Consider the following 24668-nt stretch of genomic DNA (forward strand, 5'->3'; position numbering starts at 1 on the left):
CCGCGTCCTGAGCGCGGTCGCCCGGAACTACGGCGTCGAGCTGTCCTTCGAAGACTTCGTGCTCGCGCCGACCCCGGCCGGTCTGGTCGAGCTGATCGCGGCCGCGGGATGACCGGCCCCACCACGAACGGCCCCACCACGAACAGCCCTGCCACGAACAGCCCTGCCACGAACGGCCCGGCCCGGGTGACCTCCGCCGTGGTGATCGGCGCCGGCCTGGCCGGTCTGACCGCCGCCGAGGGGCTGGCGGCGCGGGGGGTGGAGGTCACCGTGCTGGAGGCGCGCCCACGGGTCGGCGGACGCACCCACGGGATCGAGGTCGCGCCCGGCGCCTGGATCGACGCGGGCGCCGCCTACCTCGGCGCCAAGCACACCGAACTCCTGGCGCTGATCAAAAACCTGGGCCTCTCCACCACGCCCACCACCATGCTCGGCGCGAGCCGGTTCGCACTGAACCCCGCCGCCGGAGCCGCCGGCGCCCCCGGCGCGGACGGCGAACTCGCCACCCGGGACGGCCGGTTCCCGCCGCTCAACGCGGTCGCGCTCGGCGAGCTGTTCGACCGGCTCGCCGAACTCACCGCCCAGGTCGACCCGGAGGCGCCCTGGCTCACCCCGGACGCCGAACGGCTGGACGCCCTCACCGCCGCCGAGTGGGCCGAGCAGCAGCTCGACCACCCGGACGCCCGGCTGTTCTTCCCGCTCTTCCTCGGCGAGATGATGGCCGCCGACCCGGCCGACGTCTCGGTCCTGCACATGGCCTTCTACCTGCGCTCGGGCGGCGGACTGCGCTATCTGAACGCCTTCGAGGGCGGCGCCCAGGAGGACCGGGTCGCCGGCGGCGCGCACCTGCTGTGCGAGCGGCTCGCCGCCCGGCTGACGGAGCGGCGGCCCGGCTCGGTGCGGCTCGGCGAACCGGTGCGGTCCGTGGTCCAGGACGGCGAGGGTGTCACCGTGCACACCGAGGCGGGCGCGGCGTACCGGGCCGAGGTCGCGGTGGTGGCGCTGCCGCCGCTGCTCGCCGAGGCGCTCGACCTCCGGCCCGTCCGTCCGGCCCCGCGCGCGGGCGAGCGGACCGGACGCGGCTGCGCGGTCAAGGTCAACCTGGTCTACCCCTCGCCGGTCTGGCGCGAGCACGGGCTCTCCGGCTGGTCGGTCAACGCCCGGGGGCCGCTGCTCTCCACCGTCGACGACTCGCCGGCCGACGCGCCGGACGGGTCCCGGGTCGGCGTGCTCACCGGCTTCGTCACCGGCGCGGAGGCGCACCGCTACGCGGCCCTGGGGCCGGAGGAGCAACGCGCGGCCGCCGTCGAGCAGGCCGCCTCGCTGTTCCCGATGCTGCCCGAACCGATCGGCTTCCATCGCACCGACTGGGTGAACGAGCCCTACAGCAAGGGGTGTTACGCGGCCCTGTTCGGGCCCGGCGACTGGTCGCGGCTCGGCCCGGCGCTGACCGCGCCGCACGGCCGGGTGCACTGGGCCGGGACCGAGACCAGTACCGAGTTCTTCGGCCTGCTGGAGGGCGCGATCCGCTCCGGCCACCGGGTCGTCGCGGAGATCCTCGACTCCGAGCTCTGACCCCAGCTCCACCGAACCACCGGCACCAGCACCAGCACCCCGGCACGCACCCGCACCCACCTGTTCTCCCTCACCACGCAGCCCGCGCTCCCGTTCCACAAGAACCGCGGGCCACCCCCTCAGGAGACCGCCATGAGCGACGAGAGTTCCTCCCTGAACAGCGGCCCGTCCGCAGCCTCCGCCGCGCCCTCCGGGCCCTCCCCGGTCGCGCCGCTCGCCGCGCGCGAGCGACTGATGGCCGAACCCGGGCTCGGGGCCGGCAACTTCCTCGACCACGCCCTCGCCGTGAACCCCAACCGCGCGGTCCCCTTCGCCTACAGCCACCACCTCGACCACCGCGGCGCGGTGGTGCTGCGCGGCCACAGCCTCCAGGACCTCGCCGCCCTGCGCGACCGCTACGCCGCCTGGTACCACGCGAACGGCGTGCGCCCGGGCGAGCCGGTGGCGGTGGTGATCGCCGAGGGCCTGGAACCGCTGCTGCACTTCCTCGCGCTCACCGCGCTGGGCGCCGTCCCGGCCCTGGTCAACGACGCCATGCGGCACGACGTGATGGTCCGCTACCTGAACCACGTCGGCGTGGTCGGCGTGGTCGCCGACGACACCACCCGCCTGGCCGCCGCGTACCGCCAGGACCCGCAGCGCCGCCCGAGGTTCATCGCGCTCGCCGCCGAGATCCAGGCCTTCGACGCGGACGCCTCCGGCGGCCTGCCCGCCGAGTACCCGTACCGGCACGCGGCGGACGACGTGGTCGCGCTGATCCACTCCTCCGGCACCACCGGCACGCCGAAGTCGACGATGCTGGCGCACCGGCAGTTCTGGGACGGCAAGCAGCCGCGGATGGTGCGCTTCCCGGCCGAGCCGGAGGACCGGCTGATGTCGCTGATGCCGCACACCCACGCCGGCGGCCTGAGCTACTTCCTCACCGCGACCCTGCTCGGCCTGCCGACCGTGGTGATGGCGGACTGGCGGCGCTCGGTGGTCGAGCCGGTGATGGAGGCCTTCCGGCCCACCATGGTCGCCTCCTTCCCGCGCACCTTCGTCGAACTCGCCACCGGTGAGCTGCCGGTGGCGGGCGCGGCCAAGGTGCACTCCTGGTTCAACACCGGCGACAGCGCGCACTACGGGCACATCCGCCGGCTGGTGCAGCTGGGCGAGCGCCCGGCCGGGCTGATCCGGCCCTGGCTGCTGCCGCAGGAGAAGGCCGAGCAACCCGCGCTGCCCGGTTCGCAGTTCGTCGACGGCCTGGGCTCCTCCGAGATGGGCATGGCATTGTTCGGCCAGGTCACCACGCCGGAGAGCGTCCGCAACGACCGCTGCGTCGGCAAGCCGCTCGAAGTGGTGCGCCGGGCGGCCGTGCTGGACCAGGACGGCAACGAACTGCCGGACGGCACAGTCGGGTTGCTCGCGATCGACTCGCCCTCGCGGACTCCCGGCTACTGGAACAACGCGCGGCTGACCGAGAGCTTCGAACTGGCCGGCTACTGGCTGACCGGGGACCTCGCCCGGCGCGACGCCGAGGGCCGGTTCTACCACCTGGACCGCACCGTGGACGTCATCGACACCTCGGCCGGGCCGGTCTACAGCCTGCCGGTCGAGGAGGTGCTGCTGGCGGACTGCGCCGAGCTGGTCCGGGACTGCTCGGTGGTCGGTGTGCCGGGTGCCGCCGGGGAGGGGCAACGTCCCGTCGCCGTCGTCCAGTTGCAGCACGACGCGGAGTCCGTGACAGCCGAGGAGGTACTGGAGGCCGCCAACAAGGCACTGGCCGGGGCCGGACTGGCCGCGCTCGCCGCCGTCCGGATCGCCCGCACGGCGGCGGAGTTCCCGCTCGGGCCGACCGGCAAGGTACTCAAGCGCGAACTGCGCACCCGCCTCGCCACCCTCTTCACCGCCCAGTAGCACGGGAATGACCGACCACCTCGTGTCCCCCGCGCGCACCGCGCCCGCCCCGGGGCCCACAGCACCGGCAGTAGCGACACCCCCGCCCCGGCAGCCGTACCAGTACGTCCGGACCCGGCTGGTGGAGCCGGACTGGCGCCGACTGCCCGGCTGGCGCGACGTCACCGAGGCGCAGTGGCGCGACGCCCAGTGGCAGCGCGCGCACTGCGTCAAGAACGCCCGCCAGCTCCGGGCGGTCGTCGGCGATCTGCTCACACCCGAGTTCTACGAGCAACTCGCCGCGGACCAGGCCGAGTTCGCGACCATGCCGATCCTGCTGCCACCGCAGCTGCTGAACACCATGGCCGCGCACACCCCCACCACCCCGGCGGCGTTCACCGCCGCGTTCCTGGCCGACCCGGTGCGCCGCTACATGCTGCCGGTGCTCGCCGACCGGCACCCGCACTGGCCCAGCCACCCGAAGGCCGAGCGCGACTCGCTGCACGAGGCCGAGATGTGGGTGGTCGAGGGCCTCACCCACCGCTACCCCACCAAGGTGCTGGCCGAACTGGTCTCCACCTGCCCGCAGTACTGCGGGCACTGCACCCGGATGGACCTCGTCGGCACCTCCACCCCGCAGGTCACCAAGGCCCGGCTGGTGCTGCGGCCGGCCCACCGGCAGGAGCAGATGCTCGACTACCTCAAGCGCACCCCGACCGTGCGCGACGTGGTGGTCTCCGGCGGCGACCTCGCCAATGTGCCGTGGCCGCAGCTGGAGTCCTTCCTGCTGCGGCTGCTGGAGCTGGAGTCGGTCCGCGACATCCGGCTCGCCAGCAAGGCGGTGGTCGGCCTGCCGCAGCACTGGCTCCAGCCGCAGGTCCTGGAGGGCGTGCACCGGGTCGCGACGGTCGCCGCCCGCCGCGCCGTCAACCTGGCCGTGCACACCCACGCCAACCATGTGCGCTCGGTGACCCCGCTGGTCGCCGAGGCGGCCCGGGCGCTGCTCGACGCGGGCGTGCGCGACGTGCGCAACCAGGGCGTGCTGATGCGCGGCGTCAACGACACACCGGAGGACCTGCTGGACCTCTGCTTCGCCCTCCAGGGCGAGGCGAACATCCTCCCCTACTACTTCTACCTCTGCGACATGATCCCCAACGCCGAGCACTGGCGCACCAGCGTCCACCGGGCCCAGTACCTCCAGGAGGCGATCATGGGCTACTTGCCCGGCTACGCCACCCCGCGCCTGGTCTGCGACGTGCCGCGGCTCGGCAAGCGCTGGGTGCACCAGGCCGTGGCGTACGACCGCGAACGCGGCATCTCGTACTGGACCAAGAACTACCGCACCGCGCTGGAGGTCCGCTCTGGCGGCGCCGCGCCGACCGGCGACGACCCGCTCGACCGCCGCCACCCCTACTACGACCCGGTGGACACCCTCCCCGAGTCCGGCCGCCGCTGGTGGACGGAGCGGGCCGCGCGCGCCGCGGCCGCCGCACCGGCCCCGCAGGAAGGAGCAGCACGGTGACGACCCCCGTCAGCCCACCGAGCACCACCCCGCAGTCCACCGGCGGCCCGCTGCGCCGGATGTGCTGGATCTTCCCCGACCGCGAGTCGACCCGGACCACCGCGACGTGGCGGTACCTCTTCTGGGACCTCTACGAGGAGATCGCCGAGGAGCTCGGCCTCACCTGGTGCCGGCACTCGCCGGACGCCGTCACCGTGGACGCCACCGACCCGGCCCGCCCGGTGGTGTACGTCGACGAGGAGCCGGTGACCCCGCAGGACACCCTGTTCGTCACCGCGCTGTACTCGCTGCCGTACCAGTCGATGGACATCTTCAACCAGTACTCGCTGTACGCGGTGCTGGAGCAGGCCGGGTTCTACCTGCCGTTCCCGCCGTACGTCTCGCTGATCGGCAACGACAAGGTCGCCACCGTGCTGCACCTGGCCGACTCGCCGGTGCCGCCGATCCCGTCGATCCGGATCGGCACCGGCCGGGACGTCGCCAAGCACCACTACGAGGTGGCGCTCGACCGGCTCACCTACCCGGCGATCGTCAAGCCCTCCGGCTGGTGCGGCGGCGGCGGGATCAACCTCGCCCGCGGGCCGGAGGACATCCGCGGGCTGGCCAGCCTCGCCCAGGGCGGCGACACCACCCTCGTCGCCCAGCCGTACCTGGGCGACGGCACCGTCGACTACCGGGTGTACGTGGTGGACGGCGAGCCGTACGCCGTGATGCGGCGGGTGCCGGAGGCCGGCTCGCCGGTGGCCAACGCCAGCCGGGGCGGGACGATGGAGTTCCCGCCGATCCCGCCCGAACTCGCCGAGGCCACCGCGTACTTCGCCGGGAAGCTGGCAATCCCGTTCTTCTGCGTGGACTTCCTGTACGACGGCGAGAAGTACTGGTTCTCGGAGCTGGAGCCGGACGGCGTGATCGCCCCGGACTTCACCGACCCGGACCGCTCGCTCCAGCGGGACATCACCCGGGCCCGGTTCACCGCCTACCGGGACGCCCACGCCAAGTGGCTCGCCAACGGCGCGCCGTCCGCGCCCCCCGGTCTCTTCACGCCCCTCGCGCACCGCCCCCCGACTGCCGCCCCGACGGCCTCCGCCCCCCGATCGGAAACCCGATGACCGACGCGTTCTCCCTGCCGCCGGACGCGGCCGAACCGCGACTGACCGTCGCCGCCGCCACCCTGTTGCGGCTGCGGACGGTGCCCGCGCTCGCCCCGCGCTACGCCGACCGCCCGGCGGCCGTCCGCACCCTGGACGACCTGGCCGCACTGCCGCCGCTGCTCAAGGACGACCTGAACACCGCCCTCGCCCACCTGGAGCCGCGCTCCGACACGGCCGCCACCTGGCTGTTCCAGAGCGGCGGCTCCACCGGCGCGCCCAAGGTCGGCTACGCCCCGACCGGCTTCTACATGGCCGGGGTGCACGCCCACTGGCCGGTGCTCGACCGCGAGGACGTGTTCGCCAACGCCTGGGGTGCCGGCCGGATGTGGGGCGCGCACTTCCTGGCCGCCGCGCTGGCCGACCGGGCCGGCTGCCGGGTGATCGCACTCGGCTCGATCACCCGCGAGGAGTACCCGGACTGGTTGGGCTTCCTCGCCGACCGCGGGGTGACGGCGATCGGCGGCACCCCGAGCGTGCTGCGGCTCTGGTTCGCGCACGCCCGCGCGGCCGGGCTGAAGCTGCCCTCGCTGCGCAAGGTGCTGTGGCTGGGCGAGGCCTGGCAGCCGCAGCTGGAGGAGGACCTCGCGGTGGTCGCGCCCGGGGCCCGCCGCTGGGGCATGTTCGGCTCCACCGAGACCTGGGTGGTCGGCACCAACACGCCCGACTGCCCGGCCGACACCTTCCACCCGCTGCCCACCCAGCTGGTGCACGCCGGGGCGGACGGGCTGCTGGACTTCACCACGCTCGACCCCGAGATGCTCAACCCGGTGCTGCGCTACCGCACCGGGGACGCGGGCGAGTTGACCACCTGCCCGTGCGGCCGGCCGGGCGCCGCGATGCGGGTGCTGGGTCGGCGGGACAACGTCGTCCAGGTGCGCGGCCTCGGCCTGCACGTGGACGAGCTGGTCGCCCGGGCCGAGCGGGAGCCGGGGGTCTCCCGGGCCCAGGTGGTGGTCACCGAGGACGGCGGCCGGGCCACCGGGGTGGAGGTGCTGCTGCTGGCCGACCCGGCCGCCGGGGTGGACCCGGCGGCGCTGCGGGCCGAGCTGCTGGCCGGGACGTTCACCCTCAGCACCGCGTTCCAGCACGACCCCGAGCACGTCACGGTCCGGGTCGTCGACGCGCTGGTCAGCAACGACCGCACCGGCAAGACGGCCTCCCTGGTGGTCCGCGCCGCCGAGCACGCCGAGAATGCCGAGAACGCCGAGTCTGCGGACGCCACCGGGACCACCGAGGCCACCGGGGAGACCCCGTGAAGCTGCGAAAGCCGCAGGACCTCGGGCGCGGCTTCAACCTGTTCTGGGCCGGCCAGACCGTCAGCGTGGTCGGCGACCGGATCACCGTGTTCGTCGTCCCCACCCTGATGATCTTCGTCCTGCACGCCTCCGCCCTCCAGGTCGGCGTGGTGGCGATGGCCCAGTACCTCGGCATCCCGCTGCTGGGCCCGGTCGCCGGAGTGCTGGTGGACCGCTGGGACAAGCGCCGCACCATGCTGGTCTGCGACCTGCTCCGGCTGGCCGCCGTCCTGGTGATCCCGCTCGCGTACTGGCTGGACTTCCTCTCCACCCCGCTGCTGTTCGGCTGCGTGGCCGTGATCAGCGGCGCCACCATCTTCTTCAACGTCGGGTACCTGATCGCCGTCCCCGCGGTGGTCCCCGAGGAGCGGATGGTGCGCGCCTACTCCCGGCTGGAGGGCAGCAACTCGGTCGCCGAGGTGGCCGGGCCCTCGATCGCCGCCGGCCTCTACAGCGCGCTCGGCGTCGGCGCCCTGGTGGTGGACGCCGCCAGCTACCTGATCTCCGCCACCTGCTTCCGCTACATGCAGCCCTGGGGCGAGCGCACGGTCGTCGAGGGCACCGTCTGGGAGCGGCTGACGGCCGGCTTCCGGATGAACTGGGCCGACCCGGTGCTGCGCCGGGTGGTGCTGGCCGCGGTCACGCTCAACTCCGGCGGGCCGATCTTCGTCACGGTGCTGCCCGTGCTCGCCTACCGGGGCCTGGACGTCTCGGTCGGCCAGTTCGGCGCCGCCATGTCGGTCGGCGCGGTCGGCGCGCTCACCGGCGCCGTGGTCGCCCCCAGGATCAGCCAACGGCTGGGCCTGGGCCGCACCCTGGCCTGGTCGCTGCTGCTGCACTGCCTGGTCGGGCTGGGCGTGCTGGCCGCGCCCGCGCTGCCCGCCGTCCTGGTGATCGCGGTGACCATGGGCTGCTACGGCTTCTTCATGTCCTGCATCAACGTGTGCAGCGCGCCCACCCGGCAGTCCCGGATGTCCGCCGAGCACCAGGGCGTGATGCACGCGGCGTTCCGCACCGTCACCTGGGGCGTGATCCCGCTCGCCGCGCTGGTCGGCGGCCTCGCCGTGTCGGCGCTCACCGATCCGCTGGGGATCCTGGACGCGGCGCGCTGGGTGATGGCCGGTGGCACCCTGCTGGCCGCCTGCTCCTTCCTGCCCGCCCTCGGCATCCAGTCCCGGCTGGACGCCGCCGCCCGCGAGGCGGAGCAGCGGCCGGCCGACGCCGAACCCGAGTCCGAGACTGAGCCCGAGACTGAGCCCGAGACTGAACCCGAGAGTGAGTCCGAGTCCGAGCTGACGGAGAGCGCGCCGTGAGCGCCGCACCGGCGGGCGAGGTCCTGCTCGTCACCGGCTGCTCCTCCGGCATCGGCCTGGCCACCGCCGTGGCCGCCGCCCGGGCCGGGTTCACCACCGTGGCCACCCTGCGCGACCCGGACCGCGCCGACGACCTGCGGAAGGCCGCCGGGGAGGCCGGGGTCGAGCTGGACGTCCGCCGGCTCGACGTCACCGACGCCGCCTCGGTCGCCGCCTGCGTCGAGGGCGTGGCCGCGACCCACGGGCGGCTGGACGCGGTGGTCAACAACGCCGGCGTCTCCAACTTCGACCCCACGCTGGAGATGTCCACCGACGCCGCGCTGCGGGCCAATCTGGAGGTGAACTTCTTCGGCGTGATCGCCGTCAGCCGCGCCGCCCTCCCGCTGCTGCGCGCCTCCGGCGGCCGGCTGGTCACCATCGGCAGTGTGCACGGCGTGGTCGGCCAGCCGTTCAACGAGGCCTACTGCGCCGCCAAGGCCGCCGTCGAGGGGTTCATGGAGAGCCTCGCCCCGGTGGCCGGCGCGCACGGCGTGCGGGTCTCCGTCGTCGTCCCCGGCTTCGTGCCGGACACCCGGTTCGGGATCTTCCCCGACATCGACCGCCGCACCATCGGGGCGGCCTCCGGGCCCTACGCGCCGACCTTCGAGGACTACCTCGCCTGGGTCGGCGGCCAGGGCTGGGAGGCCGCCGGACAGCCGGCCCGGGAGGTGGCCGAGGTCGTGGTGCGCACGCTGCGCGCCGAACGGCCCGCCTTCCGGGTGCCCACCAACGCCTGGGCCGCCGACTACCTGGCGCAGAAGCTCGCCGACCCGGACGGCTCGGCCGTCCAGACCCTCGCCCGCACCTGGATCGGCCGCCCCGACCCCAGCTGATCTACCGTCAGGAGCCTTGCCGTGCCCGCCAAACCCCTGCCCGAACTGATCGACTTCGCCCGCCGCAACTCCCCCTTCTACGCCGACCTCTACCGGGACCTGCCGGAGCGGGTCGAACACCTCTCGCAGCTCCCGCTGATCGAGCAGACCGCGTTCTGGGCCGCCAACTCCTGGCCGGACAACCGCCTGCTGACCGGGCCGCTGCTCGACGGCGGCGTCTACAAGACCGGCGGCACCACCGGTGTCCCCAAGTTCTCCCCCTGGTCGCGCACCGAGCACGCCGACTCGGTCACCGCCTTCGGCGCGGGCCTCGTCCAGGCCGGACTCAAGCCCGGGCACCGGGTCGCCAACCTGTTCTGGGCCGGCGAGCTGTACGGCGGCTTCCTCTACATCGAGAACGCCCTGCACCACGCCCCGGTGGACAACGTCCGGCTGCCCGTCGGCGCCGCGCCGGACGCGTACATCGCCGGGCTGATCAACGACTTCGGCGTGGACGTGCTGGCCGGCGAGCCGATGAAGCTCAGCTCGGTCGCCGAGTACCTGGTCAAGCACGGACAGGTCGCCGAGCGGATCGAACTCCTGCTGTTCGGCGGGGACCTGCTCTTCGCCGACCTGCGGCCGATCCTCTCCCGCGCGTTCCCCAACGCGGCCGTCGCCTCGATCGGCTACGCCTCGGTGGACGCCGGCCTGGTCGGCGCGCCGGTGCCCGGCGAGGACGTCCGGGTGCACGAGGCCTTTCCGAACCGGACGGTGGTGGAGCTGGTCGACGACGCGACCGGCGCGCCGATCACCGAACTCGGGGTGCCCGGCCGGGTGGTGGTCACCAACCTGTTCCGCACCCTGATGCCGATCCTGCGCTACCCGACCGGCGACCGGGCCGAGTGGGTCGACCTGGAGCGCGGCCGGTTCCGGCTGGTCGGACGCTCGGTCGAGGGCGCCCGGGTGGGCACCGTGGCGATGCCGACCGAGGAGATCCGCGCCGTCCTGCTCGCCCACGACCCGGACCAGGTGATCTCCGGGATGCAGATGGTGCAGCGCCGCTGGGACGGCAAGGACGGGCTGGTCCTGCGGCTCGGGTACACCGAGGAGCCGCCGGCCGGTCTGGCCGAGCAGCTGGTCGAGGCGGTGTACCGGGCCCGGCCGCTCTACCCGGACGACGTGGCGGCCGGGGTGATCCACGACCTGGAGGTGGAGTGGGTGCCCCGCGCCGAGCTGGTCACCAACCCGCGCACCGGCAAGCTCCAGCAGGTCGTGGACGAGCGCCCGCCGGCGTGACGCGTCCGTGGGCCGGGGGAGGCTGCTCCCCCCGGCCCACCCCGCTCCTCAGGCCGTGTGCGGCTGTCCGGCCAGCATCACGCTCTGGCCCCGGAATTCCGCGATCACCTTTTCGGCCGCATTCCGCACCGTCACGTCGTAAATGCCGGTGCGCCCGGAACGGGTGCGTTCCACCGCCTCCGCCACCAGTTCGTCCCCGACCGCCGCCGGCGCCAGGAAAGTCACCTGCGCGGCCTGCGCCACCGTCACCGGGCCGTAGCTGTTGCAGGCGTAGGAGAACGCCGCGTCGGCGAGCAGGAACAGGTAGCCGCCGTGCGCGATGCCGTGCCCGTTCACCATCGCCGGGGCCACCGTCATCCGCATCGACGCCCGCCCGGTGGACACCTTCTCCAGCGTGATCCCGAGGCCCTGGCAGGCCAGGTCGCGCTCGTACAGGGCCGCCATCCGGGAATTGGGCACCGCGCCGGCCGCCACCGCTCCCGCCGCCACCCCGCCGGAGGCCGCGGACCCGGCCGAATCCGCCGAATTCGCCGAACCCGCTGAATCCTCGACGGCCACGGTGTCCACGCTCATGACGCCCTGCTTTCCCCGGGAACAGCCCGAAACGGTCGGTCGGTGTGCCGTGCGTGCGTATTGCACCCGCATTACACCGAGGCCCGTGACGGGCTGTCAACGGTCTCCCGACGGGAACGGAAAGTCCGTCAGGAGAACTCAGAGCAGCCGCTTGATGTCCCCCCGCGCCCGGTAGAACGAGCCGCTGCCGGACTCCAGCACCTCCGCCACCAGGTACCGCGCGCCGGGCACCCGGATGTCCTTCGGGAACTGCACCCGGCGGGTCGCGTCGTAGCCCGGCGAGACCACCCGCACCCGCAGCCGGGTGCCGTCCTGCACGCACTCCACCTCGATGCCGCCCGCGGCGCCCGCCGAACCGACCACCACCGACTCGATCTCCGCGCCGGCCACCGCCGCCGTCCAGCCGCTGCCGTCCACCTCGGCGGCCTGCGGCAGCCGGCCCTCCTCTGCCGCGCGCACCGCCGTCTCGCTCGCGTCCAGGCAGACCAGCGAACCGTCCGTGGTCACCAGGTACAGCCGGCCGTCGCGGTACTGCATGCTGTACGCCGAGCCGCAGCCGGTGCCGAGCTTCCACAGCCGGGTGCCGTCGGCGTCGAAGCAGTACACCGAGGAGTGGTTGTCGCCCGCGAACACGTACCGGCCGTCGGGCGAGGCCGCGCAGGAGAACACCGCGGCGTCGCAGCGGTAGCGGGCCACCTCCGAACCGTCCGCCTTGCGCAGCCGGTGCACCGAGCCGCGCGAGGTGCCGGCGAACACCTCCTCCCGCTCCTGCCAGCCGAACAGCACCTCGCCGTCGGTGCGGGTGTGCCAGACCGGGGCGCCGCCGCGCGCCGCGTACCGGCTCACACCGCGCGAATGGCCGTGGTACACACCGTCGTTGTCGCAGCGCACCATCCAGCCGTCGCTGCCGTCCGCCGAGCGCCGCCACTGGAACTCGTCCTCGTGGTCGACGGTGGTGATCCCGCCGCGCGCGTCGGCCACGCCGAGCACGCCGTCGTGGATGTCCAGCCAGTAGATGTCGACGTCCTCGGCTATCTCGTACGCCACCCGGGGCACCTTGCCGCCCAGGTCGTACACCTTGCCGTTGTCGCAGCCCGCGTAGATCCACCAGTCGTCCGCGACGATGCACTTGACGCCGTCCGGCAGCCCGTAGCGGCCGGTCACCGCGCCGTCGTGGGTCAGCGTGTAGACGTCGCCGCGCTCGTTGCCCACCCAGGCGTGCTCCTCGCCGACGAAGATGCCGAACGCCGCCGCGCCGGAGTTGAACCGCCACAGCACCGGGGCCTGCCGGGCCGTCGAACGGGTGCTGACGATCGCCCGCCTCGTCACCGCCCGCCGCTCGCGCACCCCGCGCACCGCCGGGGCGTAGCCCTTGCGGACCTTCTCACCGATCTTCTTGGCGGCCGCCGACGCGGCCTTCTCCGGCGTGGGGTAGGCGGTGGTCTTGGTCTGGCCGCTCTCGCCGATCCGCCCGTAGGTGATGGTGACGTCCACGCCGGCCACCAGGACCTCGTAGAACTTGTGCGCGCTGCCGCTGTCCTCGGACAGCTCCAGGTACGTCGACTGCGTGTCGGTGGCAGTGGCTGACATGGCGTGGGCCCCTTCCGGGCACGGGCGTGACGGGGTGTTCCGGCGCTGCGGGCGCGGTGCCCGGCGACACCTCAGAACCTAGCCCCCGGCACCGACAGGGCCCGCTGCGGGCCCGCCCGCTCCCCGGCCGCCGCCACCGGCGCAGGCCGCAGAACACCGGACGGCGACGAACCACCCGGCCCCGCACGGCCCGGACGCCCCCGCGGTCTGCCCGAACGGACCTTCCGCAGCCGCCCCCGCTCTGACAGCATCGTCCGCTATCCGGTCACCAGGGGCCGGGATCGGCGACCGCCCGCCCGCAGGGACGGGCGCGGGGGCGGGAGAACGCGGATGCAGGGCCCGGCGGCAGCAACCACCGCACCCCCGGTGCGCACCGAGCACCGGCCCGCCCGGTGGGTCCGCACCCGGCTGCGGGCCGCACCCTGGACGGCGCTGCTCAACGGCGTGCTGGTGTTCGTGGTGGTGCTGCTCTCCGCCGGGCTCCCCCGGGGTGTCGACCGGGGCGAGGACGCCGCCCTGCACGACTTCCTGCGCGACCGCGGCATCGGCGCGACCAGCCTGGTCAGCCGCTCCGACCTCCGCCCGGACGACGACTCCGCCACCCTGGCCTCGGTCGCCGCGCAACTGACCGCCCGCACCGGCGGGGAGTTCCGCGTCTCGGCGAGCGGACCGGTGTTCGGCGTGCGGGGCATTCGCACGAAGGTCCTCGGCAATCCGCAGCTGTCCCGGCCCGACGGCCCGTCCCCGGTCCTGGGACTGCGCCACCTGGCCGGGCTCTCCGAGCACGCCACCCTGGTCGAGGGCCGCTGGCCGACCGCCGTCCCCGGCCGGCCGCTGCCGATCGTGATCGCGGAGCCGACCGCCGAGAAGCTCAACATCCGGGTCGGCGACGTGCTGACGGAGGAACTCCTGCCCGGTATGAAGCGGTCGCCGGACACCGAGGTGGTCGGCACCTTCCGGGTGAACGACGACAGCGACCCGTACTGGACCGACCTCTACTGCCTGCGCCGGCCCTGCCTGGAGATCCCGGAGACCTTCGAGTGGCTCCGCTTCTGGAGTGCGGTCGGCCTGACCGGCGGCGACGAGCTGCCCCGGCTGATGGAGTGGGCCAAGGGCGGCGAGCTCTCCTGGCGGCTGCCCGTCGACCCGGACTCGCTGCGCGCCGACCGGCTGCCCGACGCCGCCCATGAACTCGCGAGCTATCTGAGCGGTCCCACCGCCGCCGACCTGGCGGCCGCCACCGGCCGCACCGACCTGCGCACCTTCTCCTCGCTGCCGGACCTCTTCGCGCTGGCCACCGCCCGACGGGACGCCGCCGCCCCGCTGGCGGCGCTCGGCCCGGCCGGGCTGGCCGGCGTCGTCACCGTCGTCCTGTGCCTGGCCGCCGCGCTGGCCGCCGACCGGCGCGGCCCCGAACTCCTGCTGCTCCAGGCCCGCGGCGGCTCCCGCCGGGACCTGCTGCGACGGCTGCTCGGCGAGGGCGCCACCGTCGTCCTGCCCGGCGCCGCCCTCGGGACGCTGCTCGCCCTCCTGCTGCTGCCCACCCCCCGCTGGGGCGCCGCGCTGTTCGCGGCGGTGACGGCCGTCCTGTGCGCGCTGCTGGCCTTCCCGGCCCGGGCCCTGGTGCTGCTGACCCCCCGCCGGGCCGTCCGGCGCGACGGCGCGCGCCGGCTCGTCGGCGAACTCGGCCTGCTCCTGCTGACGGCCGCCGCGGTGGTCGAGGTGCGGCGGCGCGGCGCCGCCCCGCCCGGGGCCGGGATCGACCCGCTGCTGGTCGCCGCCCCGCTGCTGATCGCCCTCTGCACCGGCCTGCTGCTGGCCAGGATCCAGCCACCGCTGATCGGCGCCCTCGCCCGCGCGGTCGGCCGGCGGCGCGGCGCCGTCGGCTTCCTCGGACTGGCCGGCGCGGCACGCGGCGCGGGCGGGCGGCCGCGCCCGGCCGTCCTGCCGACGCTCGCGCTGCTGCTCGCCGTCACCACCGCCGGGTTCGGCGCCGACGTGATCGAGGCGGTCGACTCCGGCCGGGCCCGCGAGGCCCGCCTGGCCACCGGCGGCGACGTCATGGTGAGCGCCCCCAAGGGCTTCGGCCTGGCCGACTCCTTCGCCGAGCGGGCCGACCGGCTGCCCGGCGTCCGGGCCTCCACCAATGTCACCCTGCTCACCGACGCGGCCGTACTGCGCCCGGGCGAACGCCACCTCACCATCAGCCTGGTGGTCGTCGACCCGACGGCCTACGCGGAGATCTCCCGGTCCGTCGGGCGCGGCGCCTTCGACCCGGCACTGCTGGCCGCCCCCGACGGCCCGACCGGACCGGACGCACGCGAAGTCCCCGTCCCCGCCCTGTACTCGCGCGGACTGGTCGAGCAGCTCGGCGGCCGGGCCGGGGCGGAGCGGATCTACCTGACCAGCACCGGCGAACTGCGCGCCCAGTACGCGGGCACGATCGACGCCACCCCGGCGCTGCGCGACTCCACCCACCCGTTCATCGTGCTCCCGGCCGGGCCCGCCACCGCCCGGGTGCCCGGTCTGGGGGACCACGGCCACTGGTTCGCCGTCGGCGACATCGACGAGACGGCCGTCCGGTCGCTGACCCGCGACCTGCCCGTGCACCCGATCGTCGCGGACACCGCGCGGCGGACCGGCATCCCGGTCGTCGGCCCGAACCCCGGCGACATCCCGGACGGCTACCTGGTGAAGACCAGTGCCGCGCTCACCGCCGAACTCACCGAGGACCCGCTGCGGCAGGCCGCCGTCCTGGTGTTCCGCGTCGGGACCGCCGGCGCGGGCGCGTTCGCCCTGCTCGCCGCCCTGCTCACACTGGTCCGCGCCGCCCCCGACCGGTCCGCCGCGCTGGCCCGGCTGCGCACCATGGGGCTGCGCCCCCGTCAGGGGCTGGCGCTGATCCTGGTCGAGACCCTGCCGCAGACGCTGCTCGCGGCGACCGGCGGCCTGCTCGCCTCCCTCGCCGCCGTCGTCCTGCTCGGCCCGGCGCTCGACCTGTCCGCCCTGCTCGGCACCGATGTCCCGCCCGGCCTGCCGCTCCGCCTCGGCGCCGTCCTCCCCCCGGCGCTGGCGCTGACCGCCCTGGTCACGGCCGGTGTGCTGGCCGAGGCCCTGATCGCCGGCCGCCGCCAGATCGCCAAGGAGCTCCGGGCGGGCGACACGGTCTGAGCGCCCGGCGGGCCCCGGTCGGAGGCCGTCCTCGATACGCCCCGCCCGGAGCCCGCCCCGGCCCGGCGTCGGGGCCTACTGGCCGCCGAGCAGCCCCAGGACCCGCTGCACCGCCTCGACGACGGGCGCGCCGACCGCTCCGACCGTGGCGGCGATGCCCGCCACCGCCATCAGCGCCCGGTGGCGCTCGCGCGGCACCGCCCCCGGCCCGACGGTGAGCGCCGGCAGCGCCTCGTCGATGGACTCCGCGGCCATCGGCGCCACGCCGTCCCGGAGTTCGCGCAGCAGGACGACCAAGTCCTGGACGGCCTGGACGAGTTCCTCCGGAGCCCGGCCGCCGTCCGCGCCCGGCGCGTGATGGTGGTGCACGATGCCCTTGTTGTCGGTGCCGCCGTGGATGTTCACCACGTCGCCGTGGAAGTGGTCCCCGCTCATCCCGTCGCCTTCCCCGTGTTGCCGCTGCCGCCGTACATGTTCACGTTGTCGCCGAAGTGGTAGTTCCCGGCGTTGACCGTCAGCGACCGGATCGACAGCTCCAACTCGATCTCCGGGTTCTCCAACGCGTGCGAGAGGATCCTGACCGCCTCGCGGAGCCGACCCCGGTCGGCGGTCCCGACCAGCGCCGTCGCGTTCCCGGCCGTGTCCACCGCCAGCACCGGTACCGCGGGCGCGGCGAGGACACCGAACATCGCCAGGAACCCGTACCCCGCCCAGAGCAGCGCCACGACCAGGGCCGGCCCCTTGAACGGCTCGACGTCCTTCCCGACCCCGAACGGGAACCCGGCGCCGACCACCGCCAGCAGGGCCAGCGTCAGTGCCTGCACCAGCTGCCGTGCGAACCTCAGCACCGCCTCCTTGCGCTTGGGCATCAGCACGAAGGCATAGACCCGCACGATGTTGTGCAGCGGGTACGCGGCCCCGCCGACCCACAGCAGCCGCTTGCTGACCCTCAGGTCGACCGAGTCCGTGAGCACCGCCGACGGGCCGGTCGAGAAGGGCAGGCCGCCCCGGTCCCCGATCGTCGGCGGTCCCGACGGCGGTGGCGGCACCTGCCGCGCCGGGTCCCGCCAGGGACGGTCAGGCTGATCGTTCCTCGCCACGCTTCCCCCTCGCGTGTCCGGTCGGGGTCCGGTCCACGATCGACGGCCCCCGGGAAAGTGCAATCACCGTGCCATTGACGGCTGGTCATGCACAATCCCTCCGCACCGCTCGGCCGCACTCAGCCCCGGGGCTTCCCGTCGGCGGGGAGCGCTACCAGGCCCTGGTCGGTGTTGCCGAACAGCAGGCCGCCGCCCGCCCACAGGGCGATCGGGCCGAAGCCGCCCGTGGTGCTGCCGAGTTGGAAGCTCCATCCGGTGGCGCCGGTGGCCGCGTCCAGGGCGTGGACCGTGGTGCCGAGGTAGAGGTAGACGTTGCCGTCCGCGCAGTGCAGGGCGGGCGGCTTCAGTGCGGTCGGCTCCCTGGCCGTCCGGGCGGTCCATCCGGGACGGCCGGTCGCGGCGTCGAAGGAGCGGACGACCATGGTCATGCCCAGGTCCGCGCGGTCGATCCCGGAGGCGTAGACGGTGGCGCCGTCCGGGGAGGCCACCACGCCCTGGTAGAGCACCGTGTCGGCGGACTGCCAGGCCACCTGGCCGGTGTCCGGCTCCAGCGCGTAGAGGTGGTCGGACAGGAAGAGGAAGCGACCGCCCGCCGAGGTGTGCGGGCCGTCGTACCAGAGGGCGTTCAGCGCCGGGCTCGCCTGGGAGGCCGTGGTGGACACGCCGGGGGCCGGCTGGTTCCAGCGGATCCGGCCGCCGTCCCCGGCGTCGATCCCGGTGATCCTCGGCGCGTCGCCGCGCAGGGTGGCGCGCGCCCAGAGCAGGGTCCGCCCCGAGGAGGGCACCATCAGCCTGATCCGGCCCCAGTCCTCGTCCGGGGTGCGGGTCGACCAGCTCACCTTGCCGGTCTGCGCGTCGACGGCCCAGACGGTGCCGGTCGTCCTGTCGCCCGTCGCGCCGACGGAGGCGGTGCCGGTGACGAAGACCGAGCCGTCGAGTATGCCCGGCAGCGCGAAGGCCTGCACCAGGTTCGCCAACTCCCCGGTGTTCCAAACCTCCTGGCCCGTACCGAGGTCGAGCGCGCGCAGCAGGCGGTCGAACCCGACGCGGCCACCGCTGGTCGCCGTGTACACCCGGGAGCCGTCCAGCGCGACCGTGGTGCCGCCCAGATAGGTTGTGGTCGAGTCGATCGCATTGGGCACCGGGCCCCAGAGCGGGCGGCCGGTGAGGTCGAAGGCCCAGATGTGGTCCTTGCCGACGGCGAGGACCGCCCGCTCCGAGCCCACCACCTGGACCAGGGCCTCGGTGACCGGCCCGGTCCACAGCGGGGTGGCGACGGTGCCGGACCCGATCGTGACCGCCGCCGAGGGCGTCGCCGAGGGGGTCCCGGACGCGGCGGCGGGGGCCGCCGACACACCGGACGAGGGGCCGCCGGTCGGCGCGGCACCGCTGCGGCCGCTCCCGCCGCCGTCGGGCAGGCCGAGGGCGAGCGCGGCGCCTCCGCCCGCCAGCGCCGCAGCGCCGCCCGCCAGCCCCCACAGCAGCTTGCGGCGGGACGGGCCCGCCGGCGGGGGTGGGGGCGGCGCGGCGGGGAGCAGCGGCACGGTCGGGCGCGGCGGCGCGTCCGGGCGCAGGGGCACGGTCCGCTCGTCCACCGGGTTCTCCGGCGACGGCGGCAGTGGGGGTGGTGGCGGCGCCGGGGCGGCGTCCGGTGCCAGGACGGCCGCGGCCTGCTCGATCCGCTCCACCAGCACCGGGTGCAGCCACGGTCCGCGCACCCCGAGCGGCGAGCCGTCCCGCGCCACCGCGGCCAGCACCTGCGCGGGCGCCGGCCGGTCCGCCGGGTCCTTCGCCAGGCAGGCGGCCACCAGCGGCCGCAGCCCCTCCGGCACCGCCGACAGGTCCGGTTCCTCGTGCGCCACCCGGTTCAGCAGCGCCAGCGGGTGGCCGCCGCCCTCGCCGTCGAAGGGCCCCCGGCCGCCGGAGGCCGCGTGCACCAGCGTGGCGCCGAGCGAGAACACGTCGCTCGCGGGCGTCGCCGTCCGCCCCAGTGCCTGTTCCGGGGACATGTAGGCGGGGGTGCCGAAGATCGCGCCCTCGGCGGTGATCACACTGCCGTCGGCGGCCCGCGCGATACCGAAGTCGATGACGTGCGGGCCGTCCAGGGCCAGCAGCACATTGCTCGGCTTGAGGTCGCGGTGGGTGAGCCCGACGGCGTGGATGGCGCGCAGCTCCTCGGCGACCCCGGCCGCCAGGATCCGCAGCACGTGCTCGGGGAACGCCCCGACCAGCCGCACCGCCTCGTCCAGTCCGACCCCCGGCACGAAGGCGGTGGCCAGCCACGGCACCGGGCCCTCCGGATCGGCGTCCACCACCGGCGCGGTGAACGCCGAGGAGGCCGCGCGCGCCGCCCGCACCTCGTGCCGGAACCGGGCCCGGAAGCCCTGGTCCCCGGCGAGTTCGGGGCGGACGAGCTTGACCGCGACGGTGCGCCCGCCGGTTGAGCGGCCGAGGAACACCACGCCCATGCCGCCCGCGCCGAGCCGGCCGAGCAGGGTGTAGGGGCCGATCCTGGTCGGGTCCCCCGGTTCCGGTCCACGCATGGTCAGGCTCCGTTCGCGAACAGCGAGGCGACGGTGCCGGCGGAGGGGTCGGCGAGGCACACCCGTCCTCCGCCCGCCGTCCAGGAGAGGTTCTGGGGGTCGCTGCCGCGGAGGCCGGTGAACTTCCACCGGGGCCTGCCGTCGGCGGGGTCGAGGGCCCACAGCACGGCGTCCGCGCCCAGCCGGTACACATTGCCGTCGGCGCACTGGAGCCGGGCGACCGGCGGCAGCCCCTGGCCGGACTCGCGCGACAGCGGGGTGCGCCGGCGGACCGCGCCGGTGGCGGCGTCCAGGGTGCCCAGCGAGGAACCGCCGTCGGTGTCCTTCAGCAGGCAGAACAGCAGGGCGCCGTCCTCGGAGGCGGCGACGGCGCTGCCGGAGCCGCCGCCGGCCGCCGGGAGCACCCCCGGCACGGTCCAGACCGGTTCGCCGGTGGCCGGGTCCAGTGCCGAGAGCGTGCCGTCGACAACGGTCAGGAAGCTCCCGCCGACCGCGCCGGCGCCCGACAGGACGGTGTCCCGGGACCAGCCTGTCTTACCGTCCCGCTCCAGGCCCTGCACGGTCTTCTCGCCGCCGACGAGCAGCCGGTCGCCCTGCGGCGGCAGGGCTCCGACCAGGACGAATCCGTCGAAGCCGCGGAACCACGCGGTCGCCCGGGCCGCGAGGTCGACCGCCCAGACGTGGCCGCCGGTGAACCTGCCCGTCCCGTCGCCGAGCCCGCACAGGTACGCCCGGCCCGCCCGGACGCCGAGGATCTGGAGGAACCCGGCCGTCCGGAATCCCTCGGTCTCGGCCCGCCAGACCTCCTTGCCGGTCGCCGGGTCGACGGCGAGCAGGGCCGTGGTGGACGACACGGTCGGCTGCCCCGCCTCCGTGACCGTGGCCATCTTCGTCGCGCCGGTGTACAGCAGGCCGCCGTCCAGGACCGCCCGCCGACCGGGGATCTTCGTGCCCGCCAGCCTCAGACCGGTGGCCCGGCCGTCGAAGGTCCAGGCCGCCGTGCCGTGCCGGTCGAAGGCCGTCAGGGCGCCCTCCCCCACGCCGACCACCAGGTCCCCGGCGGCGAGCGCCTGCGAACAGGACTCCGGCGGGGAGGTCTTCCAGGACAGCACGCCCTCCTTGACGTCCGCCCCCGTGGGCCGGTCGACGGCCTGCGCCGCGTCGGACGCCGTCCCTCCGGAGGGCGTCCCGCCCGAGGACGTCCCGGCGGAGGACGTCCCGGCGGAGGACGTCCCGGCGGAGGACGTCCCGGAGAGTGTCCGCCGGTGCTGCCGGACGAGGACGGCGGCGACCGTCCCCCCGACGGCGAGCACCCCGCCGCCGATCCCCAGGCCGAGCAGCAGGGCGCGCCGGGGCGGGCGGCGCTCCAGGACGTCCTGGGCGGTCGGCGGCGGGAGAACCGGCCCCTCGGTGACCGACGAGACCGGCGAGACCGGCGAGACCGAGGAGACGCCGGAGGGCGGGCCGGGCAGAGGGGCGGTGAGCAGCCGCCGCACCGCCAGCACGTCCGCCGCCACCCCCGGCGGGAGCCAGCCGCCGGAGGTCTCCGGGCGGCCGGTCCGCTCGACGAGTTCGACCAGTTGGCGCGGCGTCGGCCGGTGCGCCGGGTTCTTCGCCAGACAGGCCGCCACCAGGTGCCGCAGGCCGTCCGGCAGCCCGCCGAGGTCCGGCTCGGTGTTCACCACCCGGAACAGCACGGCCGCCGCCACGCCCTCGCCGAACAGCGGCCGTCCGAGCGCCGCGTGGGCGACGGTCGAGCCCAGCGAGAACACGTCGCTGGCCGGTGTCAGCGGCTCGCCGAGCGCCTGCTCGGGCGACATGAACGGCGCCGAGCCGATCACCGAACCGGTGGTGGTCAGCCCGGTGTCGTCGGCCGCCCGGGAGATGCCGAAGTCGATGACGTGCGGGCCGTCCAGGGCCAGCAGCACATTGCCCGGCTTGAGGTCCCGGTGGATCAGCTCGGCGCGGTGGATCTCGCCCAGGGCCTCGGCGAGCCCCGCGACCAGTGTCCGGAGCGTCCCCTCCGGCAGCGGACCGTGCGCGGACACCGCCCGCTGGAGCGGCACCCCGGCCACGAACGCCGTCGCCATCCACGGCACCGCGGCCTCGGTGTCCGCGTCCACCACCGGCGCGGTGAACGCCCCCGACACCCGCCGCGCGGCCGCCACCTCCTGCCGGAACCGCGCCCGGAACGACCCGTCCCCCGCCAGCTCCGGACGCACCACCTTCACCGCGACGGTCCGCCCGCCGGCCGCCCGGCCCAGGTACACCGCCCCCATGCCGCCGGCCCCGAGCCGGCCGGCCAGCACATAGGGCCCCGCCTGCCGCAGATCCGTCGGTCCGAGCTGCTCCACCGTGTCCCCTCCCCGTGAGTTTTCACACCCTAGGCTCCACGGCGCGATCATGACAGCCGATCAGCCGCTTCGGCCCGGGCCGGGAAGGGTGGCCAGGTAGGCCGCCGTCAGCTCCGGCGTCGCCAGCCAGACCGCGTGGTCGGCGGGTTCGGCATAGGTGCTGGCCAGCCGGCGGGCCACCGGCTCGTGCTCGGCCGCCGCGGCGAACACCCCCTGGAGGTGCTCCGGCATCGTCAGCAGGTCCGCCGTCAGCGCCACCCCGTGGCGGGCGTGCCGCTGCCAGAAGCCCTCGAACAGCTCCGTCATCCACTCCGCCGTGAACGGCCCGTCGCCCCGCCCGACGATCGCCCGCAGGTATGTCTCGGCCGCCCGCGCCGCGCTGTTGGCGCCCTGGCCGGTGATCGGGTCGTTGACCACCAGCGCGTCCCCGATCCCCAGCACCGCGGCCCCGCCGTCCGGCCGCGCCACCGGGTGCCGCACCACCGGGGTCAGCGCGCCGTACAGCGACGCGCCCGCGTCCGTCGGTTCGGCCGCCGCCCACAGCGCCGCCTCCCACGGCAGGTACTCCGCCATCAACTCCCGCATCCGGCGCAGCTGTTCGGCACCCGTCGGGCGGTCGCCGAAACAGTCGAACGCGCTCCCGGGCACCGCCTCCCACAGCAGGATGTCGCACGGCCCCGAGTGCGTGAGGGCCGGCTGGAGGTACAACTCCCCCACCCCGGGCACCGCGTGCATCCGTGCCCGGGGGCCGGCCGCCGGATCGGGTGCGCCCACGCCGTGCGCGTACAGCGCGGCCAGCCGCCGCTGCGGGGCGTCGAAGGGCGAGCGGGCCGCGTCCCGCGCGAAGATCCCGGCCAGCTCGCCCCGCCCCACCGCGACCAGCGTCAGTTCGTGCGCCGCCGCCAACGCGCCCAGCCCGGCCCGGTCCAGCTCCCGGTACTCGACCCGCCCGCCGCGCTCCTCGACCAGCTCCAGCCAGCGCGCCATCTTGATCCGCTGGTCCACCGACTGCGCGGGCTCGTCCAGCGTCATGGTGAACTCCAGTGCCCGCAGGCCGGGTTCGGGCACCAGCACGGCGTCCACCGACCGCACCTGCGGCGCCTCCCCCGCCCACAGGTCCAGCCCGGCCGCCCGCTCCACCCGCAAGGCCGGACCGAACATCGCCTGGGTCGACAGCACCGGCCCCGCCCGCAACTCCCCCGCCGTCCGGCCGGACACCACCGTCACCTCGTACCCACCGGCCGCCAGCAGCCCCAAGGCCACCTGCAACCCCGCCTGCCCCGCCCCGACGATCGCAACCCGACGCATCCCGCACCTCCGTGCCGACGACGAACGAAGGAGGTGATGCTACGTCAGTTCATGTCCTGCGAGTGCCGCACCGGGCCGCCGAGCCGCCATCACCCTCAACTCCCGGGCGCGGCCCCCGCGGAACTCTCCCGCACCACCAACTCCGCCGCCAGCTCCACCCCCTCCGCCCCGACCGGGGCATCGGAGCGCAACTGGGCCAGCAGACGGGTGACGACCGTGGTGGCGATGGTCCGCAGGGGGAGCCGCATCGAGGTCAGCGGCGGGTGGAGGTGGCGGGCCAGGGGGGTGTCGTGGAAGCCGGTGACGGCGAGGTCGCGGCCGACCTGGAGGCCCTCCGCGCGGGCGGCCTCGTAGATGTCGAGGGCGGCGAGGTCGTTGTCGGTGGCGAGGGCGGTCGGCCGGTCCGGGTCGCGCAGCAGGGCGCGGAGGCCGCCGGCGGGGGGTGCCGGGGCGAGGGAGAGGCCGAGGCGGGCGGCCTCGCGGTGGAAGCCCTCGCGGCGGGCGGCGAGCCACGGCAGGGCGGTGGCCGCGCCGACGAAGGCGACCCGGCGGTGGCCGCGGGCGGCGAGGTGGCGGGCGACCTCGGCGGTGGCGGCCGCGTTGTCGATGTCGGCCCAGTGCTGCGGGAGGCCGGGCCCGGTGCGGCCGAAGGCGGCGAAGGGGATGCCGACCCGGGCGGCGTGGGCGGCACGGGGGTCGTCGGGGAGGACGTCGGCGAGGACCAGGCCGTCGACCTGGCGGGCCGCCACCACGCCGTCGATCACCGCCCGGACGTCCTGCTCCCCCGCCGCCGGGCGGAGGAGCAGCACGTGGTGGCCGACGGCCCCGGCCGCGTCGACGAGGGCTTCGAGGAAGCCCGCCATCAGCGGGTTGGGGTCGAAGGGGTCGTCGACCGGGGCGAGGTAGCCGATGGTGCGGCGCTCGCCGGTGCGCAGCGACCGGGCGGACTGGTCGGGCCGGTACCCGAGCCGCTCGATCGCCGCGTTGACCCGGGCGAGGGTGTCGGGGCGGACCCGGTGCGGGGCGTTGAGTGCGTTGGAGACGGTCTGCCGGGACACCTCGGCCGCCTGGGCCACGTCCGCGATGGTGGTGACGCGGCGCGCGGGGCGTGCTCCCGGGGTGGTCATCGGTTCTCCTTCACATGGGTGCCG

General features: G+C 75.1%; 17 protein-coding genes. 9 read left to right on the forward strand and 8 right to left on the reverse strand.

Going from position 1 to position 24668, the window contains the following annotated elements; translation table 11 throughout:
- Positions 1-108 precede the first annotated feature (108 nt).
- The 8 genes from ADK60_RS01895 (at position 109) to ADK60_RS01930 (ending at position 10878) form a co-directional block, all read left to right on the forward strand.
- Positions 109-1575, forward strand: coding sequence for a flavin monoamine oxidase family protein (locus ADK60_RS01895; protein WP_079007970.1), 1467 nt, complete (start codon positions 109-111; stop codon positions 1573-1575).
- Positions 1576-1707: 132 nt separating this feature from the next.
- Entirely contained in the window at positions 1708-3471 is a 1764-nt protein-coding gene (locus ADK60_RS01900; RefSeq protein WP_053642630.1) for a class I adenylate-forming enzyme family protein, read from the forward strand.
- Between the two features lie 7 nt (positions 3472-3478).
- On the forward strand, positions 3479-4972 hold the full coding sequence (locus tag ADK60_RS01905) for a KamA family radical SAM protein (RefSeq protein ID WP_079007971.1): 1494 nt from the start codon (positions 3479-3481) through the stop codon (positions 4970-4972).
- Entirely contained in the window at positions 4969-6081 is a 1113-nt protein-coding gene (locus ADK60_RS01910; protein ID WP_053642632.1) for an ATP-grasp domain-containing protein, read from the forward strand. The genes ADK60_RS01905 and ADK60_RS01910 overlap by 4 nt, the downstream gene beginning before the upstream one ends.
- Positions 6078-7379 (forward strand): phenylacetate--CoA ligase family protein, encoded by a 1302-nt coding sequence (locus ADK60_RS01915; protein ID WP_053642633.1) that lies wholly within the window; start codon positions 6078-6080, stop codon positions 7377-7379. The genes ADK60_RS01910 and ADK60_RS01915 overlap by 4 nt, the downstream gene beginning before the upstream one ends.
- Positions 7376-8731 carry an MFS transporter gene (locus ADK60_RS01920; protein ID WP_053642635.1) on the forward strand — a complete coding sequence of 452 codons (1356 nt, stop codon included), beginning with the start codon at positions 7376-7378 and terminating at the stop codon, positions 8729-8731. Before ADK60_RS01915 ends, ADK60_RS01920 begins: the two co-directional genes overlap by 4 nt.
- Complete coding sequence (locus ADK60_RS01925) at positions 8728-9603, forward strand: SDR family NAD(P)-dependent oxidoreductase (protein WP_053642637.1); 876 nt, start codon at positions 8728-8730, stop codon at positions 9601-9603. Before ADK60_RS01920 ends, ADK60_RS01925 begins: the two co-directional genes overlap by 4 nt.
- 21 nt (positions 9604-9624) lie before the next feature.
- Positions 9625-10878 (forward strand): phenylacetate--CoA ligase family protein, encoded by a 1254-nt coding sequence (locus tag ADK60_RS01930; RefSeq protein ID WP_053642638.1) that lies wholly within the window; start codon positions 9625-9627, stop codon positions 10876-10878.
- Between the two features lie 48 nt (positions 10879-10926).
- Here the strand turns inward: ADK60_RS01930 and paaI are convergent, their stop codons facing one another.
- Positions 10927-11451, reverse strand: coding sequence for a hydroxyphenylacetyl-CoA thioesterase PaaI (gene paaI / locus ADK60_RS01935; protein ID WP_079007972.1), 525 nt, complete (start codon positions 11449-11451; stop codon positions 10927-10929).
- Between the two features lie 138 nt (positions 11452-11589).
- Positions 11590-13041, reverse strand: coding sequence for a WGR domain-containing protein (locus ADK60_RS01940; RefSeq protein WP_053642640.1), 1452 nt, complete (start codon positions 13039-13041; stop codon positions 11590-11592).
- 366 nt (positions 13042-13407) lie between these two features.
- Here ADK60_RS01940 and ADK60_RS01945 point away from each other — a divergent pair, with 366 nt between their 5' ends.
- Positions 13408-16212: an ABC transporter permease family protein gene (locus ADK60_RS01945; RefSeq protein ID WP_159400258.1), complete on the forward strand. Its 2805-nt coding sequence runs from the start codon at positions 13408-13410 to the stop codon at positions 16210-16212.
- Between the two features lie 75 nt (positions 16213-16287).
- Here the strand turns inward: ADK60_RS01945 and ADK60_RS01950 are convergent, their stop codons facing one another.
- From ADK60_RS01950 to ADK60_RS01975, 6 genes are all read right to left on the reverse strand, one after another.
- On the reverse strand, positions 16288-16647 hold the full coding sequence (locus tag ADK60_RS01950; RefSeq protein ID WP_053642643.1) for a hypothetical protein: 360 nt from the start codon (positions 16645-16647) through the stop codon (positions 16288-16290).
- Complete coding sequence (locus tag ADK60_RS01955) at positions 16644-17312, reverse strand: DUF6232 family protein (protein ID WP_234370895.1); 669 nt, start codon at positions 17310-17312, stop codon at positions 16644-16646. Before ADK60_RS01955 ends, ADK60_RS01950 begins: the two co-directional genes overlap by 4 nt.
- A gap of 119 nt (positions 17313-17431) precedes the next feature.
- On the reverse strand, positions 17432-19855 hold the full coding sequence (locus ADK60_RS47395; RefSeq protein ID WP_053642646.1) for a protein kinase domain-containing protein: 2424 nt from the start codon (positions 19853-19855) through the stop codon (positions 17432-17434).
- A 2-nt stretch (positions 19856-19857) separates the two neighbouring features.
- Entirely contained in the window at positions 19858-22209 is a 2352-nt protein-coding gene (locus ADK60_RS01965) for a serine/threonine-protein kinase (RefSeq protein ID WP_053642648.1), read from the reverse strand.
- Positions 22210-22269: 60 nt separating this feature from the next.
- Entirely contained in the window at positions 22270-23517 is a 1248-nt protein-coding gene (locus tag ADK60_RS01970; protein WP_053642650.1) for a styrene monooxygenase/indole monooxygenase family protein, read from the reverse strand.
- A 95-nt stretch (positions 23518-23612) separates the two neighbouring features.
- Positions 23613-24644, reverse strand: a complete 1032-nt coding sequence (locus ADK60_RS01975; RefSeq protein ID WP_053642652.1) for a LacI family DNA-binding transcriptional regulator — start codon at positions 24642-24644, stop codon at positions 23613-23615.
- Between the last annotated feature and the right edge of the window lie 24 nt (positions 24645-24668).

The sequence above is a fragment of the Streptomyces sp. XY431 genome, from assembly GCF_001279805.1.
Classification (GTDB): domain Bacteria; phylum Actinomycetota; class Actinomycetes; order Streptomycetales; family Streptomycetaceae; genus Kitasatospora; species Kitasatospora purpeofusca.

Excerpts from the sequence above, each read along its gene's own strand:
- ADK60_RS01895 (WP_079007970.1), top strand. The coding sequence starts at position 109 with ATGACCGGCCCCACCACGAACGGCCCCACCACGAACAGCCCTGCCACG.
- ADK60_RS01900 (WP_053642630.1), top strand. The coding sequence starts at position 1,708 with ATGAGCGACGAGAGTTCCTCCCTGAACAGCGGCCCGTCCGCAGCCTCC.
- ADK60_RS01905 (WP_079007971.1), top strand. The coding sequence starts at position 3,479 with ATGACCGACCACCTCGTGTCCCCCGCGCGCACCGCGCCCGCCCCGGGG.
- ADK60_RS01915 (WP_053642633.1), top strand. The coding sequence starts at position 6,078 with ATGACCGACGCGTTCTCCCTGCCGCCGGACGCGGCCGAACCGCGACTG.
- paaI (WP_079007972.1), bottom strand. The coding sequence starts at position 11,451 with ATGAGCGTGGACACCGTGGCCGTCGAGGATTCAGCGGGTTCGGCGAAT.
- ADK60_RS01940 (WP_053642640.1), bottom strand. The coding sequence starts at position 13,041 with ATGTCAGCCACTGCCACCGACACGCAGTCGACGTACCTGGAGCTGTCC.
- ADK60_RS01950 (WP_053642643.1), bottom strand. The coding sequence starts at position 16,647 with ATGAGCGGGGACCACTTCCACGGCGACGTGGTGAACATCCACGGCGGC.
- ADK60_RS47395 (WP_053642646.1), bottom strand. The coding sequence starts at position 19,855 with ATGCGTGGACCGGAACCGGGGGACCCGACCAGGATCGGCCCCTACACC.
- ADK60_RS01970 (WP_053642650.1), bottom strand. The coding sequence starts at position 23,517 with ATGCGTCGGGTTGCGATCGTCGGGGCGGGGCAGGCGGGGTTGCAGGTG.
- ADK60_RS01975 (WP_053642652.1), bottom strand. The coding sequence starts at position 24,644 with ATGACCACCCCGGGAGCACGCCCCGCGCGCCGCGTCACCACCATCGCG.